The organism is Pseudoxanthomonas sp. G3 (assembly GCF_057654715.1).
Genome location: NZ_CM172805.1, coordinates 2,394,253 through 2,412,751 on the forward strand (window position 1 = coordinate 2,394,253; position 18,499 = coordinate 2,412,751).

At 65.0% G+C, this 18,499-nt stretch carries 12 protein-coding genes; 1 reads left to right on the forward strand and 11 read right to left on the reverse strand.

What is annotated here, in order from left to right:
- Positions 1 to 37 precede the first annotated feature (37 nt).
- The 11 genes from AC23D6_RS11345 to AC23D6_RS11395 all read right to left on the reverse strand — a co-directional run bounded on the left by AC23D6_RS11345 (position 38) and on the right by AC23D6_RS11395 (position 17,175).
- Positions 38 to 3,190 (reverse strand): discoidin domain-containing protein, encoded by a 3,153-nt coding sequence (locus tag AC23D6_RS11345; RefSeq protein WP_487749373.1) that lies wholly within the window; start codon positions 3,188 to 3,190, stop codon positions 38 to 40.
- Positions 3,191 to 3,232: 42 nt separating this feature from the next.
- Positions 3,233 to 4,054 (reverse strand): carbohydrate ABC transporter permease, encoded by an 822-nt coding sequence (locus AC23D6_RS11350; RefSeq protein WP_487749374.1) that lies wholly within the window; start codon positions 4,052 to 4,054, stop codon positions 3,233 to 3,235.
- On the reverse strand, positions 4,051 to 4,935 hold the full coding sequence (locus AC23D6_RS11355) for a carbohydrate ABC transporter permease (RefSeq protein WP_487749375.1): 885 nt from the start codon (positions 4,933 to 4,935) through the stop codon (positions 4,051 to 4,053). Before AC23D6_RS11355 ends, AC23D6_RS11350 begins: the two co-directional genes overlap by 4 nt.
- Entirely contained in the window at positions 4,932 to 6,209 is a 1,278-nt protein-coding gene (locus AC23D6_RS11360; protein ID WP_487749376.1) for a sugar ABC transporter substrate-binding protein, read from the reverse strand. The genes AC23D6_RS11355 and AC23D6_RS11360 overlap by 4 nt, the downstream gene beginning before the upstream one ends.
- An 81-nt stretch (positions 6,210 to 6,290) precedes the next feature.
- On the reverse strand, positions 6,291 to 7,928 hold the full coding sequence (locus tag AC23D6_RS11365) for a glucoamylase family protein (RefSeq protein ID WP_487749377.1): 1,638 nt from the start codon (positions 7,926 to 7,928) through the stop codon (positions 6,291 to 6,293).
- Positions 7,929 to 8,312: 384 nt separating this feature from the next.
- Positions 8,313 to 9,833: a tryptophan halogenase family protein gene (locus AC23D6_RS11370; RefSeq protein ID WP_487749378.1), complete on the reverse strand. Its 1,521-nt coding sequence runs from the start codon at positions 9,831 to 9,833 to the stop codon at positions 8,313 to 8,315.
- Positions 9,834 to 9,899: 66 nt separating this feature from the next.
- Positions 9,900 to 12,947 (reverse strand): TonB-dependent receptor, encoded by a 3,048-nt coding sequence (locus tag AC23D6_RS11375; protein ID WP_487749379.1) that lies wholly within the window; start codon positions 12,945 to 12,947, stop codon positions 9,900 to 9,902.
- Between the two features lie 101 nt (positions 12,948 to 13,048).
- On the reverse strand, positions 13,049 to 14,077 hold the full coding sequence (locus tag AC23D6_RS11380; protein WP_487749380.1) for a LacI family DNA-binding transcriptional regulator: 1,029 nt from the start codon (positions 14,075 to 14,077) through the stop codon (positions 13,049 to 13,051).
- 183 nt (positions 14,078 to 14,260) lie between these two features.
- Positions 14,261 to 16,525, reverse strand: a complete 2,265-nt coding sequence (locus AC23D6_RS11385) for a glycoside hydrolase family 3 N-terminal domain-containing protein (protein WP_487749381.1) — start codon at positions 16,523 to 16,525, stop codon at positions 14,261 to 14,263.
- A gap of 87 nt (positions 16,526 to 16,612) precedes the next feature.
- Positions 16,613 to 16,879: a BolA family protein gene (locus AC23D6_RS11390; RefSeq protein ID WP_487749382.1), complete on the reverse strand. Its 267-nt coding sequence runs from the start codon at positions 16,877 to 16,879 to the stop codon at positions 16,613 to 16,615.
- Positions 16,876 to 17,175 (reverse strand): YciI family protein, encoded by a 300-nt coding sequence (locus AC23D6_RS11395; RefSeq protein ID WP_487749383.1) that lies wholly within the window; start codon positions 17,173 to 17,175, stop codon positions 16,876 to 16,878. Before AC23D6_RS11395 ends, AC23D6_RS11390 begins: the two co-directional genes overlap by 4 nt.
- Positions 17,176 to 17,557: 382 nt before the next feature.
- Between AC23D6_RS11395 and AC23D6_RS11400 the strand changes: the two genes are divergently transcribed.
- Positions 17,558 to 18,463 carry a segregation and condensation protein A gene (locus tag AC23D6_RS11400; protein ID WP_487749384.1) on the forward strand — a complete coding sequence of 302 codons (906 nt, stop codon included), beginning with the start codon at positions 17,558 to 17,560 and terminating at the stop codon, positions 18,461 to 18,463.
- The last annotated feature ends 36 nt before the right edge of the window (positions 18,464 to 18,499 follow it).

Here is an 18,499-nt window from a genome sequence, read left to right on the forward strand (position 1 = left end):
ATCGAAGCAGCGGAGCAAGCTCCGCTCTACGAAGCGGTCAGCGTGTGCGAATGTTGACCTTCGCCGGCAGCGTCGTGATGCGCAGTTCGCCGTTCGTCCACTGCGCGGGCTTGCCGTTGATGCGGGTCTCGCCCGGCTCGCCCGTATAGGGCCATGGCAGTACCAGGCCACCGCTGGGCAGCGTCATGCCCGTCTTCACGTCGAGCTGGAGTCGTCCATCGGTATTGCGCAGGTGGTAGCCCAGCACGCCATTGGGCGTGCGCAAGCCATCGATCGCGATGCCCTTTCCATCGAGCCATGCCGCCGGCACGCCTGCCGCCAACACGAGGCTGTCGTCGACCTCACGGGTGTACGCGAACATGTCCAGCGCCGAGCGCACGAAATCCGAGGCGACCCAGGCGTGCGGAAGATCGCCGACGAAGAACGGCTTGCGCGGGGTGCGCGAGACCACTTCCGCCCACTGGTTCCAGGCCTGCGGTGCGCGATCCTTGAAGAAGAAGTCCAGCACTTCCCACGCCCGCTCGCGCCAGCCCAGTCGCACGAACGCGGCGACGTTCCGCCACTCGTACGGCGTGTAATCCTTCCACTCGCGCTGGCCGTCGCGGCGCTGCACGAATTCGCGCCAGTAGCGCTGGAAGGTGTTGTCCAGCAGATCGGCCGGCAGCTTGCCCTGCTCGCCACCCGGTGCAAGCGCGATGGTGGTCGAGGTCGGATCGAAATCACCGATCTCGGCCGCACCCGGCAGGTAGTCGATCTTGTTGCGCGCGGTGGCCGCGCGCAGCGAGGCGTAGAGGTCGTCGCGGAACTGGTCGCGGGACGCGGCCATGCGCTTGGCTTCGCCCACCTCGCCCAGCGCCTCGGCCACCTCGACAGCGTCCTTGTAGCCGCGCAGCGCCCAGAAGTTGTCCCAGTACGAATGCATCGGCTTGGCCGAATAGCCTTCGTGGCTGATCGAGGCCGGCATCATCCCGTAGAACGCCGCGTTGACGGCGCGGTTGGCCTCCGTGCGCTCACTGAGGCGCAGCTCCTCCATATAGGCGAACGCGCCCTGCACGTGCGGCCACATCGCCCGCAGGAAGGCCTTGTCGCCGGTGTAGCGGTAGTACTCGGCTATGTTGAAGATCAGTTCGCCGTGGCTGTCGTTCTCGGGCACGGGATCGCTACCGCGATCATCCACGCAGCACGGCACCTTGCCATTCTCGAACTGGTACGGCGCGTACCACTCGACATATTCCTTCACTACTTCCGGACGCCCCAGGCGCAGCAGGCCCTCGGAGATCATCGCGCCATCACGGATCCAGCTGCGCGAGTACGAGCGCGTGCCCGGCTGCAGGCGCGACCCGATCCGCGAGATCAGCATGTGAGCCAGCGCGGTGCGCAGCGTATCGGCGACAGCCTGACCTTCGGCCGGGACCTGCAGCTTCATTTCGTCAAGCTTCTTGCGCCAGACCGCGGTCATCGCCTGCTGGTCGCGTGCGGCATCGATGCGCGCGGGCAAGGCGCCTTCCAGCGGTGCGACCCAGTCGATGTCCCGACTCTCGCCGGGTGCCAGGGTGAAACGGTACAGCACAGCACCAGAGGCCAAGCCCGTTGCATCGCCGTCGACGGATGCCGCACCGGCCGTCGACGTGGCGAGACCCTCCATGCGTTCGCGCACCAAGCCTTCGTCGAATCGGGTGGCAATCACGCCATCCGGCGAAGCGAAGCGCAGGCTGGCGCGTCCGTTCACGCTCGCCACGCCGTCGCTCAGCGCGATCGCGTTGATCGGGCTGAAGCCACCCGTGGTGTTGAGGAACTGGCTGGGCGGATTGACCTGCCAGGGCTGCACGGCCAGCGCGATGGCATACGCGCGCGGCGCGTTGCCTGTGTTCGTCAGGCGATGCCTTGCGACGACGCGCGATTCGCCGGGCCTGCCGGCGGCGAACGCCGTGGTGGCCAGCGAGAACTGCGGATGTGTCCACGTGACAGTGGGAATCGGCAGGTAACCGTCCTGCAGCGATTGCGTCGCCTGCACGTCCGACCAGCCGAGCCAACGCCCGTCCACCTGCACGAAGGGTTCAACGCTGACACCGCCCTTGGCGATCTCGATGGCGCCGTCCTCGCCGATCAGGCCCTGTTCGCGTCCGCCGTCGAGGCCGACGATGGTCCAGTAGGGCTGCTCGCCACTGAATCCGCGCGGGAACCATCCCTTGGGCGCGTCGGCGGCCATCGCCTTGATCAGATCATTGGGATGCGCCGCGAAAGACAGCGGCTTGACCTCCAGCCCGGCGAGCGCGAAAGACGTGCCCGGGCCATCGCCGACGGACAGGCGGATGTACCGCGCCTCGGACTCCGGCAGCGCCAGATAGTCGCGTCCGCCATTCCCGTCCACGACCGTGCGCACGTCGCGCCAGCGCGCACCCTCGTCCGAGATCTGCACCAGGTAGTCGGACGCGTGCTGGCCCGCCTTCCAGTCGAGCACCAGGCCGCCGAACTCGCGTACCTTGCCCAGGTCCAGCGTCAGCTGCGGATCCTTGTTGCCGTGCAGGTCCGCGGACCATGCGGTATCAGGGTTGCCATCTACCGCCAGCGATGCGGCACCGGCGGGGAACGCGACGTTCGCGCTCGCCTTACCGGTCAACGGGGCGCCGTCATCGACCGGCAGCGGCTGGAACGTCAGCTGGTCGAAGCAGACCGAGCCCTTACCCCCGACGTTGTTGTAGATGGTGTATTCCAGCTTGACGCTCTTGCGCAGCACGCGGTCCGGATCCGGACCCCAGGCCTTGTCGATGTGGCGCGTCTTGTAGCGTACCGGCGTCCAGTCGCTCGGGAAGTCGTACTTCGGCCGGTTGACCCACCATACGTTGTCGCCACTGGCATCGATGACCTTGAACTGCAGGTCGTTGCGCGGCGAATCGCCACGGAGCCGGAAATCGAACTGGTAGTTCTGCGGATAGTCGAGCACCAGGTCGCGCTGGATGCCGGCATGGCCCGACACGCCGTTGAAGTCGTAGTCCAGGCACAGCGCCTTGCCTTCCACGCCGTCCACCGGCCGCAGTGCCGCGCTCACCTGGTTGGAGGTCACCACACGCCATGTGGACGCGTCATCGAATGCGTCCAGCACGCGCACGGGATTGGCGGCCTGGGCACCGGCGCACACCGCCGGAAGCAATACCCACCCGGCCGTCAGGCGGGCGAAAATCGACACCATGTTGTCATCTCCGTCAGACACGGGCGGCAGGCGTGGCGAGACTCAGCCCTTCACGCTACCCAGCAGCAAGCCCTGGATGTAGTAGCGCTGCAGCACGAGGAACAGCAGCAGCACCGGCAGGATGGTGACGACCGAGCCGGCCATCATCAGTTCGTAGTCCATCACGTGCTCGCGCGACAACGCCGCCAGCGCCACGGGAAGGGTCTGCAATGCATCGTCGCTCAGCACGATCAACGGCCACATGAAGTCGTTCCAGGCGCCGAGGAAGCTGAAGATCGCCAGCGTCACCAGGATGGGCTTCAGGCCCGGCAGCACGATCTGGAAGAAGATGCGCGCTTCGCTGGCGCCGTCGATGCGCGCAGCCTCGAGCAGTTCGTCGGGGATCGAGCGCGCGTACTGGCGCACCAGGAAGATGCCGAAGATCGCCGCCATGCCCGGCACGATAGCGCCGGCATAGGTATTCACCAGCCCCATCTGCTTGAGCAGCAGGAACAACGGCATCATGGCCACCTGCGCCGGGATCACCAACGCCGCGAGCAACGCGCGGAAGGTGCTGTCGCGGCCCTTGAAACGCAGCTTGGCGAATGCATAGCCGGCCATGGTATTGAACAGCAGCGAGAGCAGCATGACGCTGGTCGAGACGATGAAGCTGTTCACCAGGTAGCGGCCCATGCCGGCGCGCACGAACAGGTCGCGGTAGTTGTCCAGCGTGGGCGCGGACGGCAGCAGGGGCGGCGGGAAATGCCCGGCTTCGCCCGTCTGCATGAAGGACACCGACAATATCCACAGCAGCGGCCCCAGGCTGACGACGGCCAGGGCCACCAGCAGGCCGTTCACGGCGATCGCAGCCAGACGATTGTTCATTCCACGCCCCGCTTGCGGGCGAACCACAGCAGGCCGCTGGTGACGGCCGTCATCAGGATGAAGAGCAGGAACGCCACCGCCGACGCGTTGCCCAGGTTCCACCACTTGAAGCCTTCTTCGTACATCAGGTACAGCACGCTCTTGGTGCTCTCCAACGGACCGCCCTGGGTCATCACGTAGGGTTCGGCGAACAGCTGGAAGTAACCGGCCATGGTCAGGATGCCGACCAGCAACAGCACCGGGCCGAGCTGCGGCAGGGTGACGTGGCGGAACTGCGCCCAGCGCGATGCACCATCGATGCGCGCGGCTTCGTAGAGATCCTCGGGGATGCTCTGCAGGCCGGCCAGGAAGATGATCATGTTGTAACCGAAGTTCTTCCACACAGCGAACAGGATGATGGTCGGCATCGCCCAGGTGGGATCGCCGAGCCAGTCCACCGCATCGACGCCCACCCACGACAGGCCCCAGTTCACCAGGCCGTACTTGGTGTGGAAGAGATAGCGCCAGATCACCGCCACCGCCACTACCGTGGTAACCACGGGTGCGAAGAACGCGGTACGGAAGAAGCCCTTGAAGCGCCCCAGCTTGGAATGCAGCAGCAGCGCGGCGCCCAACGACACCGCCACGGAAAGCGGTACGCCCACGACGACGAAGTAGACGGTATTGCCCAGCGACTTCCAGAACAACGGGTTCTGCAACAGGCCAAGGTAGTTGTCGAGGCCGACGAAGCGCAGGTTGCCGATGTCGGCCAGCGCGTAGATGTCGAAATCGGTGAGGCTCAGCACGAACGCGGCCAGCACCGGCAACCCGAAGAACACAACGATGACCGTCAAGGCCGGGGCGGCGAACAACCACCCCGCGAGCGCGTGCGAGGACCTCACGGCGCAGCACCCTTGGCATGGTCCAGCATCCAGCGACGCTTCTCGAGGATGCGGTCAGCGCGACGATCCAGTTCTTCGACCGCCTGATCCACCGTCATGCGCCCATTCGCCACCTGCTCGCCGACCAGCCGCATCTCCGTGGCGATACGCTCCCACTCCGGCACCTTCGGCGTCGACACGGCGCGCTCCAGCTGCTCGCGGTAGGCCTTGGCATAAGGATCCTCAGCCAGCGCGGGCGTCAGCCACGGGGAACGGCGCGGCGGCAGGTCCCCCGTCAGGGCATGGAATTCGGTCTGCACCTGCGGCGACGACAGCCAGGCGATGAGCTTCCAGGCCGCATCTTTGTTCGGTGAGTTCTTGAACACCACGAAGCTGGTGCCGTTGGCCAACGATGCGCCGGGACCGTTCGGCCCGGGCAGCGGCATCGTCATCCAGTCATCCTGCTGGGCGGCAGGCAGCCGCTCCTTAAACTTGGCGATGTTCCAGGGACCGGAGATGTAGAACGAGTAAAAGCCTTTGCCGAACTCGTCCCACACGTTCGAGATCTGGTTGTTGGTCACCACCGGCGCCCAGCCCTGGTCGAACATCTCCTTGTAGAAGCCCAGCGACTGGCGGAAGCCTTCGCTGCGGAAGTTACCGTAGCGTCCGCCGTCGCGCAGCAGCGGCTCGGGTTGCTGGATGGCCAGGCTCAACAAGGGTTCGAACTCGTTGAGCGGCAGCAGGATCGAGTAGTTGCCCTCGCCCGCTACCTGCTTGACCTTGCGCAGCGCGATGCGCCACTCGGACCAGCTGGTCGGCAGCGTTTTCACGCCGGCCTTCGCCAGCACGTCACGGCGATAGAACGGCAGGCGCGTCTCCACATACCACGGCACCGCATAGGCGCGACCGTCGATCACGCCGGTGTCCCAGACCCCCGGGAAGAAATCCGGCGCATTGAAACCCGGCGTCGCCGCGACCTCGTCATCCAGCGGTTCCAGCGCACCGAGCGCGGCGAACTCCGGGATCCAGGTATTGCCGATCGGACACACGTCGGGCAGCGAATCGCCCGCGAAGGCGGTCAGCAGCTTCTCGTGCGCAGACAACCACGGCACGATCTGCAGGTCGACGTGGATGTCCGGGTGCTGGCGTTCGAACTCGGGCAGCAGCTTGGCGACTACTTCGCCCTCATACCCCATTACCCAGAAACGCACCGTCGTGCGCGTGTCTTCGGTACGCGCGCAGCCCGCGAGCACGGCGACGAGGCCCACGACAACCAACAGGAAACAGCAGCGCATCAAGGTTCGCCTTCCAGCGAAGGCGGCCCTGATGCGTGCTGGAGAGAACGACGCTGGCACGCGCTCGATCATGCGTGCAGCTTACTCCGGCTGCTGCGGGCGCGCCGCCTCGGGCTGCGCGGCTTGATTAGCACGCGATTCGGCGGTACCCAACGCGCGTGCCGCCGCGGCGTCGAGATCCGGCGGCGCAGTCGGTGCGGTCGGCGCGCTCTGTGCGGCCTGCTCGGTCTTCGCGTCCAGCCAGCCGCCTTCGAAGCCGGCCTTCTTCAGGCCATCACGGATATAGGGGTTCTTCTTCATCACGTTCCAGACGAAGTCGCTGCGGTAGTTCGCGATCATCGCCAGGATCGGGCCCTGGTCGATGCCGATATAGTCGCTGGCCACCCAGCCCTTGCCCGGCACGATGCGCCCAGTCTTCAGCGGGATGTCGTAGTCGAAGCTCGGGTTGAACGAGTCGAGGAACCCGTAGCTCGAGTACAGGTAGTCGCCATAGCGGCGGTGCATCTCTTCCGTGGCCGGGATCACGATCTCCGGCGCGAACGGCAGCGAGGCGACCGCGGCCGTCGGCGCGATCGTACCGTCGTCGAAATTCTCGCGGAAGCCGGCGCCGCGCGCGGAGTAGTGGCGGAACTGGCGCTGCTCGCCGCGGTACTCCTGCAGGGTCTGCTGGGGACCATCGGACGCGGTCAGGCCCCAGACGTTCTCGCCGTAGTCCTTCCACTTCATCGGGTTTTCGGTCGCGTAGGCGCGCTGCGCATACGTGGCACGGCGGCTGTTCTCGAAATAGTCCATGCCGCGTTCGCGCATGTACGCGTCCTGGATGCCGCGGAAGTCGATCCAAACGTGGCTGTACTGATGACCGAAGTGCGGCGCGAACGTCAGGTACTCCTGACCCTGGAATACGCCCCAGAGCTCGCCGTAGCTGCGCGTCCACACTTCCCACGCGTCCTGGCCCACCGGGTGCGTCGGCGAGGCCATCGCCAGCACGTAGACCATCATCGCTTCGTTATAGCCCTTCCAATCGTGCGGGATCGTGCCGCTCTCGGGGAACCAGCCCATCGCGATCAACGGCTTGTTGTTCTGCAGGAAGGTCCAGTCCACGCGCCTGTACAGCACATCGGCGATCTCGCGGATCTCCTTCTCACGCGCGTCGTCGCGGTCGTAGTAGGACTGCGCGAACAGCACGCCCATCATGAGCAGCGAAGTATCCACGCTGGACAGTTCGACCCAAGTGTTGAAGCGCTGGCCGGTGTCCATGTCGAGGAAGTGATAGTAGAAACCCTTGTAACCGGCCCGCCCTTCCTTCTGCGCGCCTTGCGGCAGATCGCGCAGGAACTTCAGCGTGGTCAGCGTACGGTCCACCGCCTGCGTGCGGCTCACCCAGCCGTTCTCGATGCCGATGGGGTACGCCGTCAACGCATAGCCGACCGAGGCGATGCTCGCGAAAGGGCGCGACGGATAGCGGTCGGGCGTCAGTCCATTCACTTCGTTGGTCGTGTCCCAGAAGAACTGGAACGTGCGGCGCTCGATATCGCGGAACAGCGGCGGAAGCTCGGGTTTGGCCGGCGGCTCGGGTTTTGCGGCGACCACGGGCGGGGCTGGCGTGGCCGCGGGCTTCGGCGCAGGCTCCGGCGTCCTCTGGCAGGCGGCGATCGCCAGCATGAAGAGGAGCGCCGTGATGCTGCGGGTCAACGGAAAGCGAGCTTCGTTCGTGGTCATCGTGCTGGGCTGTAAACGGTTACATGCAGGAGCGAAACACCGTGCGCCATACGACGGACGGGCTTCGCCGACGGTCAGTAGAAAAGTGGGATTTCGTTGCCGATCAGGCAGCGGGCGGAGAAGGCACGGGCTCCCGTCACCGGATCGACCGGTGTGTTTCGCTCCAGGCTCGTCGCACCTGCGTGCGACATGCCTCGGGTCAGCCTCTCGTGCGTCACGTCCGCCCTCCACGGATGAGATCTCGCCACGAAAATGTAACCGTTTTCATCGACCATGGCAAAAGCGGCCAACCGTGGATCTTGCGTGCTGCAAGCGATTGTTTTCCCGAAAGAAACTGAAGGCCCGCCATGCTGCACTGCAACGTCTGCAAAGGCTATCAGGGGGTCAGGGAATTGCCGGCGCCCGGCAATGCCGCTCGATGAAGGCTTGATGCTTGGGCATGGCTTGCACGCAACGGTCGATCGTCTGCCTGACATTGGCCACGAAAGCCTCGACCTCGGCTTCCGAGAGGCGATCGACCAGTGGCGAATATGCGGTCGGCACGATGCGCTGGCCCAGCATCACCTGGACCCAGCTCTGCAGGGCGAAGAACTCCTCACCGTCGCGGTAGAAGCGCCCGCTGTTGCGGAACAGGTCGATGTTGGCCTGCAGCGTATCGGGGATGGCCATCTCGCGGCATTCTTTCCAGAAAGGCTCATCGCGCTCGACCGCCTTGTAATGCAGGATCAGGAAATCCCGGATGTGGTCGTACTCGAAGTGCGTGCGCGCGTTGTAACGGGCGGCCAGCCCGGGATCGATACCCTGACGCGGAAACATGTCCAGCAAGCGAAGAATCGCGGTCTGGATCAGCAGCAGGCTGGTCGACTCCAACGGTTCCATGAAGCCGCTCGCAAGTCCAACCGCCACCACGTTGCGGTTCCAGAACTGCTTCCGCTTGCCGGTCACGAATCGCAGGGGCCGTGGGTCCGCCTGTGCCTCGCCATCGAGGTTGGCCAGCAAGGTGCCGACCGCTTCGTCCTCGCTGAGGAACCGACTGCAGTACACCAATCCGTTGCCCGTGCGGTGCTGCAAGGGAATCCGCCATTGCCAGCCGGCGGTGCGCGCCGTCGAGCGCGTGTACGGCGTCGGGTCGCCCACGCGCGCGCACGGCACGGCCACGGCACGGTCGCAGGGCAACCACTGGCTCCAGTCCTCGTAACCGGTCTTGAGCGCCTGTTCGATCAGCAAGCCACGGAAACCGGAGCAATCGATGAAGAGATCGCCTTCGACCCGTCGGCCATCGGCCATGACCACCGCCGAGACGAAGCCGTCTTCGGGACGAAGCTCCACATCGACGACCTTGCCTTCGATCCGCTCCACGCCCTGCCCCTCCGCGAATCCACGCAGGTAGCGGGCGTAGAGCGTGGCGTCAAAGTGGTAGGCGTAGGCCACCGAAGCCAGCGGCGAGGTGGGCGGAACATCGTTTGCGCCCGGGAGGAATCGATCTTCGCGTGACGCCACCGTCTGCAGTTGGTAGGCGCCGATGTCGCCGACGTCCTTTCCTGCCAGCAGCAGGCGCAACCAGTAGTGATGGAAGGCCGCCGGGCCTGGATCATGGCCCACCGTGCCAAAGCCGTGCATGTAGCGATCGCCGATGCGCGCCCAGTCGCGGAACTCGATGCCGAGCTTGAACGTGCCTTGCGTGGCCCGCACGAACTCGGCTTCATCCAGCCCCAGTGCCTGCGCGTTGAACGTGCGGATGTGCGGCACCGTGGCCTCGCCGACGCCGATGATGCCGATCTCGTCGGACTCGACCAGCCGGACCTTGCAGCTGCGATCGAGATGTCTCACCAAGGCTGCCGCGGCCATCCAGCCGGCCGAACCGCCGCCCACCACCACGATCTCGCGAATCGAATTCCCGTCCATCTCCCCTCCCCCAAATGACGGGACCCGCTTGCGCGGGTCCCGAACATGGCCGATGACGACACTCTGTTACCAGGTCAGACGCGCGCTGACGAATAGTGTGCGCGGCGGCGAGTAACTATTGACGCCAGATCCCGAGCTGACCACGCTCGTCTCCGGATCGTATACGCCACCCGAGCCCCACGTCGTGCGATACGTGCTGTAGTTCTTGGCGTTGGTCGCATTGATCATGTCCGCACGCACTTCAAATGCCATGTCTTCGGCGATATCGAAACGCTTGGACAGCGACAGATCCAGCTGCTTGGTACCCAGCGTCCCGGGAGTATCGACGGAGACGATCAGCGGCGGAACCGCCGTGGCCGAGCCGTACTCCCACCAGCCGACAACGGAGTTGAGCGGCGGCGGCGTGGCCAGCGTGACCTTCGCGGAAGCCGTGAAGCCCCAAGGCAGGTCGTAGATGCCTGTCATTACCAGGCGGTGGCGCGGCACAGCCTTCAAGTCGATGAAAGGATACGCATCGATCGTCGGTGCATCGAAGGAGTAGTGTTCGTCGCCGCCGCGGTTGCCCTTTGCGCGGGAGAACGTGTAAGCCGCGGTGAAGCCCCAGCCCGATTCTTCCGTGTACGGCTTCTCGGCCGACAACAACAGCTGGGTCGTCTTGGTTTCGATACCGTTGTCGCCAAGAATCAGCGAACCGAAGCCCGGCGGCGAATGCTCCCACGGCTGCGCGATATCGTTGGCGTTCCAGGACGGCGCATCGTAGAAGTTGCCATTGGGGTAGCGATTGCCCAAGGTGAAGACGAACCCTTCCTTGCTGTGGATATATGCCACGGTCGCCGAGGTGTTCCACTCGCCGATAGTGCCGCGGATACCGAGCGAGTACTGATCGGAATAGGGCGTGACCAGATCGTTGTTCATCAGATCGATCTCGCCGTTGCGATTCCGCGCATCGACCAGTGTATAGAGCTCACCCATGCCATTGAGATAGCGTGGATCCCAGTTCACACACGTGGCGGAAACCGGAGCGCAGCCCGAGCTCTCGACGAAATTGATCCGGTAGGTGGAAAGCGCAGACTTGACCTGTTCCAGCCCCATGTAGTCGTACAGGTTGCGGTCGTAGCTGCGGCCCGCGCCACCAAACAGCACCCAGCGCTCGTCACCGGTCAGGTCGTACGAGAAGCCCAGGCGCGGTGCCCAGTTGTTCTTGTCGGCCTCGCGGTTGTTGCCGGTGCTGATGTAGTCCTCGATATTGATGCCACCGGCGCGCAGCTGGTCGGCATAGACACCGCCCGAATTGCTGCCCGTACCCGGGCCGTACAATGCATCCACCACTTCCTGCGGAGTCTGGAAATCGAGGTAGGACGGGATCTCTTCGTAATCCCAGCGCAGGCCGAGGTTCAACTGCAGGCGATCCGTGACATCCCAGTCGTCCTGGATGTAGATGCCGTACTGCTTCGCCTTGGTGGTGACGATCGGCGAGGCCCCTTCGAAGGGAGCGTTGAAATTCACCTGATAGGGGATCGTGTTAGTACCGATAGGCAGGTACGGGCTGGGCGTCTCCGAGCCGTCGTTGACGGCATAACGGAACGTCGGATTGATGGCGGAGTTCTCGCTCTGCGTCAACTCGACCGACTTGAACTTCACACCCATCTTGACGACGTGGTCGCCCATCCATTCGAACGAGTTAAAGGTCAGGTCGTTCTGGAACGCGGGACCCTTCTGCCCCTTGCGTTGGATCGACAACGCACTGGTGGAGTCGCTGGTTATCAGGACCTCGTTCTCGCGCAGGCCGCGTGTGAAGACCGATTGATTGCCGATGACGTACGCCGCCGGATTGAAGAGCGAATCTTCGTACGTGACGCGCGCTTCATTGAGGAAAGTCTCACCGTAATGCATCCAGCGGAGATCGTAGCGCTTGTCGGTATTGAAATTGACCTTGGCGGCGCTGTCCGTGGTCGTACCGCCGTTGCCACTGACGCCTTCCTCGTCGCGATACTTAGCCGACAGTTCCAGTCGATCGTTGTCGCCGATATCCCAGCTGATCTTGCCGAAGTACAGGTCTTCGTTGAACGGAGACGTAGTCGGCCCCAATTGTGCGCGAATGCGCTCCGGAAGAAACGCCTCATAGTTGGAGCGATCGGCGGGTGCAGCCACCGGACTGACGTTGAGGATGAAATCCTTCGCTTCGTAGCTGAAGAAGAAATGCATCTTGTCCTGGATGATCGGGCCGCCCAAGGCAAAGCCATACTCGTTCTGCTTGGTCTGATCCTTTTCTTCACCAGCAGCGACTTCGCCCACTGTCGGCTGGCGCATCGAGGTATTGGTGTAGCGGGTGAACAGCTCACCCTTAAACTCGTTCGTCCCCGACTTGGTCTGGGCAATGATGGCTGCCGAGCCAACCTGGTCGAACTCCGCCTTGTAGTTCGAGGTCACCACCTTGTATTCGCCGATCGCCAGCTGCGGAAACGGATTACCCGCGCTCTGGTCCTGGCCTGCAACGCCACCCGTCAGCACGTAGTTCTTCTGACCAACGCCGTCGATGTAGACGTTGATGGCACTGGTCTTCTGCGCGCCACCGCGGAGCTTGGACTGACCCGAAGCATAGTCCGTCTCGAACTGCATGCCCGGTACGGTGTCGGCGAACTCGAGGAAGTTGCGCGTCAGCTGCGGGATGGTATTGATCTGCTTGAGCGACACGTTGGTGCCGACTTCGGAGGTCTTGACCTCCTGCAGCGGCGGCGCCGATACGCGGACGGTGTCCAGCGTGGTCGCATCGCCCGTCGGAGCGGCCGGCGCGGCGCCAGCAAGATCCAGATTGACCGACGTGGCGACCTGCAGGGTCACCGTGCGTTCGGCACCACCGGAAGTAACCTTATAGGTGCCCGGCGCCAAGCCGACGAGCGCGTAGCTGCCGTCGGCGGTCGCGGTCACCTGACGCTTGGTGCCCGTGGCGGTGTTGACGGCAGTCACCTGCGCACCGGCTTCAGCCTTGCCACGCAGCGTGGCATTGGACGACTGCGCGATGGCATGGCCGCTCGCGATGACCAGCACGCTGGCGAGCGCACAGGTCAGCAGCTTGCGCTTGGGTTGGGTTGTGGAACGGTTGCGATGCTTCATTGGCTCTCTCCCTCCAAAAAGTTGTTTCATTGCGGGGCTGGCTTGATGCCGCCTGTAATCGGTTACAAGCCCACCCAAAAAAAAGCGGGTGCCTCTCCTTGCTACTTCTTCGCCTGGGGCACCGCTCCGATGCTCGATTCCCGCACGATCAGTTCGGGAACCAGCGTCGCCGACGGCGCCACGCGCTCGCCATCGGAATCGATCGTGTCCAGCAGCCGGCTCATCGCCTGCCCACCCAACTCCGCGATACTGACCCGCATCGTGGTCAAGGTCGGGTGAACAAAGCGCGCCAACGGAATGTCATCGAAGCCCGCGAGCGCGACGTCGTGCGGCACGCGCACGCCGGCTTCGTTGAAGGCGTACAGGCAACCGAGCGCCGTCATGTCGTTGGCCGCGAACACGGCCTGCGGTTTTTCCTGCATCTGCGCGATCCGCTTTCCAGCCTCGTAACCGGCGGATTCGCTGAAATCGCCCGCGAACTCCAACGGCGTCGCGCCAGGCACCAAGCGCGCGAGGGCGTCGCGGTAGCCGCGCAGGCGTTCGCGTGCGTCGAAGTTGCCTTCCGGGCCGCCGATGAAGGCGATGCGGCGATGACCGGCCTGCGCCAAGTGCTCGACCATGGCGACGGCGGCGCTGTAGTTATCGATGGTCAGCGCGGGGTACGCCGCTTCCTGCACATCGGTGTTGATCAGGACGACCGGCAGCGATGACGGCAGGTTGTCCACGAGGAAACCCGGCTGGTCGGTGTAGGGCGAAAGCACCAGTAGGCCATCCACGCGCCCACGCATCGCGCGCAAGGCTTCGCCCTGCTCTTCCGGATGGCCGTGGTAGCTCGAGACCAGCAGGTGCTGACGGCGCGCACGCGCCACCAAGTCGATGCCGCGGATCAGTTCGGAGAAGAACTCGCCATACAGATCGGGGAGCACCACACCGATGGTCTGGGTGCGGCGGCTGCTGAGGCTGCGGGCGGCGGCATGGGGCTGGTAGCGCAGCCGGTCGGCGGTGGCCAGCACCTGCTGGCGCACCGACTCGGCGACGTTCTCGTGTCCGTTCAAGGCACGCGACACGGTCGCCACGGAAACCCGTGCCTCACGTGCGACATCCTTGATGGTGACCGAGGTTCGCGCCATTCCCCGCCCCTCCGCGGTGATGACTGCTACAAGTGGCGCGGACTGTAACCGTTTTCACGGAAACGTGTAAAGCCCGCGTTATTCAAACCAGAAAACACTTGAAATTCATGTACTTACATAAGCCAGCAGGTATTCGTAAGTATTTTGCGCTGCAGCATATTCACGCCCACTGCAACGCCACATTTACTTGGCCGCGACCTCGAACTTTGCTTCGCGCGTCATATCCGAGCTGCCGCCGACGAAGACAGTGAACGTGCCCGGCTCCACCACGCGCTGCATGCGGTCGTCGAGCATCGACAGGTCATCGAAGCCGAGCGAGAAGGTGACGACCTTCGACTCACCCGGCTTCAGCGCGACGCGCTGGAAGCCACGCAGTTGCTTCACCGGGCGCGTAATGCTGGCCACGTCGTCGCGCACATACAGCTGCACCACCTCTTCGCCCGCCCGCTTGCCGGAGTTGGTGACGCGCACGCTGACCTGTTGCGCCAGGGCGGACGGCGCGAGCGTCTTCTTCGACACGACCGGCGCGTCGTATCGGAACGTCGTGTAGCTGAGGCCATGGCCGAAGGCATAGAGCGGCGTCCACGGCACGTCGAGGTACTTGCTGGTGTACTTCTCTTCCTCGCGCGGCGGACGGCCGGTGTTCTTGTGCGCGTAATAGATCGGCACCTGCCCCACGTTGTGCGGGAACGTCACCGGCAGCTTGGCCGACGGGTTCACGTCGCCGAACAGCACATCGGCAATCGCCGGGCCACCCTCCACACCCGGGAACCACGCTTCTAGGATCGCCGGCACCTTGCCTTTGAGGCCGCCGATGGACAGCGGTCGCCCGTTGAGCAAGACCAGCGCGAAGGGCTTACCGGTCGCGGCCACCGCGAGCGCGAGTTGCTCCTGTACGCCCGGCAGGTCGAGCGTGGTGCGGTTGTTGGCCTCCGCGCTCATGTCCGGGTGTTCGCCGAGGAACATCACCACCGCGTCCGCCTGCTTGGCCGCCGCAACGGCGTCGGCGAAGCCGGAGGTGTCCTGGCTGTCGATGTCGGCGCCCTTGGCCACGATGAGGCGCGCCTTGTCGCCCAGCGCGGCCTTCAGGCCTTCCAGCGGCGTGATCGCGTCTTCCTCGCGCCCCGCGACCGCCCAGTTGCCTAGCATCGCGCGGCGATGGTCGGCCAGCGGGCCGATCACTGCCAGCGTGCGGATGGACTTCGACAGGGGCAGCACGTCGCCTTCGTTCTCCAGCAACACCATCGACTTCTGCGCCATGCGGCGCGCGGCGGCGCGGTGGTCCGGCGTCAGCGTCAGCGCGCGCTCGCGCGCGCCGTCCGGCGTGCAGGAGCGGTACGGATCGTCGAACAGGCCCAGCCGGTACTTCGCGTTGAGCACGCGGCGCACCGAGGCATCCACCTCGGCCATCGGCACGCGGCCGGCCTTGACGGCCGCCGGCAGATCCTTGACGTAGATCTGGCTGACCATGTCGACATCGACGCCGGCGCGCAGGCCCAGCGCGCCGGCCTGTTCCGGGTTTGCCGCTACACCGTGCGGCATCAGTTCCATCACACCGGTGTAGTCGCTCACCAGCAGGCCGTCCCAGCCCCATTCCTTCCGCAGCAGATCCTGGATCAACGGCCGATGCGCGTGCATGGGTACGCCAGCGATCTCGTTGAACGAGGCCATGATCGATTGCGCACCCGCATCGACGGCCGCCTTGAACGGCGGCAGGTAGACCTCGTGCAACGTACGCTCGGAAATGTCGGCTACGTTGTAGTCGCGCCCCGCTTCGGCCGCGCCGTAGGCGACGAAGTGCTTGGCCGTCGCCAGCACCGCGTCTGGCTTGCGCAGGTCGTCCCCCTGGAAGCCGCGCACCCGGGCGGCGGCAAGCACCGAACCCAGATACGGATCCTCACCCGCGCCTTCCACGATGCGGCCCCAGCGCGGGTCGCGCGCGATGTCGACCATCGGTGCGTAGGTCCAATGGATGCCGTGCGCCGCGGCCTCGATCGCGGCGACGCGCGCGGCGTGCTGGACCTCGTCCGGATCGAAACTGGATGACTCGCCCAGCGGCACCGGGAAGACGGTCCTGTGGCCGTGGATCACGTCGTAGCCGAACAGCAGGGGGATGCCGAGCCGGGACTCCTCCACTGCGATCTTCTGCAGACGGCAGGTCAGCGCCGCCCCCTGGGTGCCCAGGTAGGAGCCGATCTCGCCGCGGCGGATCTGGTCCTCGTTGCCCGCCATCGCGGCCGGGCCGGTGTTGTTGCCAACGCCGGGGGGCTGGTTCAGCTGACCGAGCTTCTCCTCCACCGTCATCTTCGCCAGCAAGGCGTCGACGAACGCGGTTTCGGCCGACGTGGCGTAGACCGGGGGCTTGGCCGCGACAGGCGCGGCGATCAGCGCGGCCAACAGACCGACCCGCAAGGGGTTGAGAGCAAGGGGGTGGTGGTTTCGGGTCATGGCGCCCTCCCGGCGATGCGAAAGGGGGCGAATGTAAACGTTTTCACAGCGCACTGCATGCGGCAGTGCCGGAAAACGTCGCGCGGCTTAGCCCGCCTCGTCCGGGGTCCGGGCCTCGATGGCCAAGGCGTGGATGTCGGTCTGCATCATCTGGCCCAGGGCGACATAGACGGCCCGATGCCGCGCCAGCGGGGCCTTGCCCGCGAAGGCCGGACTGACGATCCGCACGGTGAAATGACCGCGGCCATCGCGTGCACCCTCGTGGCCGGCATGCTTATGACTGTCGTCCACCACATCCAGCAAGGTCGGCTGCAGCACCGCCAGCGCATCTCGAATCCGCTCGATCCTGTTCACGGCAGGACCTTGCGGAACGGGCGCACGTCCACCCTGGCATACACCCCGGCCGCGACATAGGGGTCCGCGTCGGCCCAGGCGCGGGCTTCCTCAAGGGAGTCGAACTCGGCGATAACGATGCTGCCGCTGAAACCGGCCGGGCCCGGGTCCTCTGCGTCGATCGCCGGACAGGGACCGGCCAGCAGCAGGCGCCCTTCATCGCGCAGGGCGGTCAAGCGGGCCAGGTGGGCCGCGCGGGCTTCCAGGCGCCTGGGCAGGACGTCGGCCGCGTCATGGCCTTCAATGGCATACCACATGGTCTTCACTCCGGAGTCGAAGCCTGAATTGTACGTGCCCACCCGGTGCACGGTGCTGGACACCGTCCCGGCCAGCGCTTACCCTGTCCTCCATTGCACGGCCGGAAGCAGCGGCCCGTCCAGGGGAGGCACCGGCCACCACGGTCCGCCCACCCCTCCACGGGGACCACCGGGACGTTTGATTCGCTGCCCCCACCCGCCCGCGCCCGACGACCTCTCGCTGTCCGCCCCCGCGGCTCCCGCGGTGTGCATTGCTGGTTGCTGTAAGGGAAGCGTTCGCCCTGCGACGCATGATGTTGTTAGCGCATTGCCGGAACCGCGCCGCCCCTGCCGCGCGCCCTACGCATGCCGAGGCTGTGATTAGCACGATGGCTGTTTCTTGATGAGCCCAGAACTCGCGTCCGACGCGACTCCGTCCAACCCGTCCACGCATCCGCAGCAGCAGGAAATGCCGCTGGCGGTCGTGCATGGGCAGCCGGTGCTGCAGATTCCGCAGGACCTGTACATCCCGCCGGACGCGCTGGAAGTCATCCTCGACGCCTTCGAAGGCCCGCTCGACCTGCTGCTGTACCTGATCCGCCGGCAGAACCTGGACATTCTGGACATCCCCGTCGCCGAGATCACCCGGCAGTACGTGGACTACATCAACGTGATGCAGGAACTGCGGTTCGAACTGGCGGCCGAGTACCTGGTCATGGCCGCGATCCTGGCCGAGATCAAGTCGCGCATGCTGCTGCCGCGACCGGTATCGGAAGAAGGCGAGGAGGGCGATCCGCGCGCGGAGCTGGTGCGCCGCCTGCAGGAATACGAGCGCTTCAAGCAGGCCGCCGAGGACCTGGACGCCCTGCCCCGCCAGGATCGCGACACCACGCCCGTGCATGCGCACGTGCCGGACCGGGCGGCGGTCAAGCTGCCGCCGCCGGTGGAACTGAAGGAAATGCTGCTGGCGCTGCACGACGTGCTCAAGCGCGCCGAGCTCTTCAGCGGCCATGCCATCAAGCGCGAAGCGCTGAGCGTGCGCCAGCGCATGGGCGACGTGCTGACGCGGCTGGAGGATGGCAAGTTCCACCGCTTCGAAAGCATGTTCACGGTGGAGGAAGGCAAGCTGGGCGTGCTGGTGACCTTCCTCGCCATGCTGGAACTGGCCAAGGAGCAGTTGCTCGACATCGTGCAGGAAGCCCCGCTCGCGCCGATCTACATCAAGTCGCTCGCCCTGAACAACACCAACGAACCGCTGCAGTTCTCCAGCGAATTCGACGATACCGACGCCGCCAACGACACCCCCTGACGCAGCCGGCGCCCACGCCCGCTGCCTGCCCGAACG